2 tRNA genes and 1 rRNA gene are annotated in these 621 nt (G+C 49.3%); all 3 read right to left on the bottom strand.

The window, feature by feature from the left end:
• Window positions 1-82, bottom strand: a 23S ribosomal RNA gene (locus tag L6H65_RS26455); the annotation flags it as partial.
• 234 nt (window positions 83-316) lie between these two features.
• A tRNA-Ala gene (locus tag L6H65_RS26450) sits at window positions 317-392 on the bottom strand.
• A 14-nt stretch (window positions 393-406) separates the two neighbouring features.
• Window positions 407-483: transfer RNA gene (locus tag L6H65_RS26445), tRNA-Ile, on the bottom strand.
• Between the last annotated feature and the right edge of the window lie 138 nt (window positions 484-621).

Below are 621 nucleotides of genomic sequence, written 5' to 3'. Positions count from 1 at the left end.
CCCGAGGCATTTCGCTGTTCGCCGCGTCCTTCATCGACTCCTGGCGCCTAGGCATCCTCCGTGCGCTCTTAGTAGCTTAACCAATGCTCCGGATTTGCGGTCCGTGCTCCCGTTGTAGAAGCGTTTCCTGAACACTAAATGATTAGCGGTGGAAACGCCTCTACAAAAGTACGCACAAACTCGCAAATCCTTCGCTGCAGCAAGACACAAAAGAAATGCTTGCCGCATGTTTAAACTCAGCTAAAGGATGTTTCTATGTTACGCAATTTTCGTATCCAGTTTTCAAGGTGCAAATGCAACAAACACGAATGTTTGTTGGTGGAGCCAAGGAGGATCGAACTCCTGACCTCCTGCGTGCAAGGCAGGCGCTCTCCCAGCTGAGCTATAGCCCCATAGGAATGATAAATGGTTGGCCTTAGTGGACTCGAACCACCGACCTCACCCTTATCAGGGGTGCGCTCTAACCAGCTGAGCTAAAGGCCATTGATCTCACCTTTTTATTAGAAAGAGACTTGCTCTCTCAAAACTGAACATGAGCGATACCTGTCAAAGTATCTGATCTTCATCGAGATCAGGTAATTCCTTAGAAAGGAGGTGATCCAGCCGCACCTTCCGATACGG

The organism is Paenibacillus plantiphilus, assembly GCF_927798095.1.
Taxonomy (GTDB): Bacteria; Bacillota; Bacilli; order Paenibacillales; family Paenibacillaceae; genus Paenibacillus_Z; species Paenibacillus_Z plantiphilus.
Note: the sequence above shows the minus strand (reverse complement) of the source record. Positions and strands in the feature narration are given on the sequence as shown.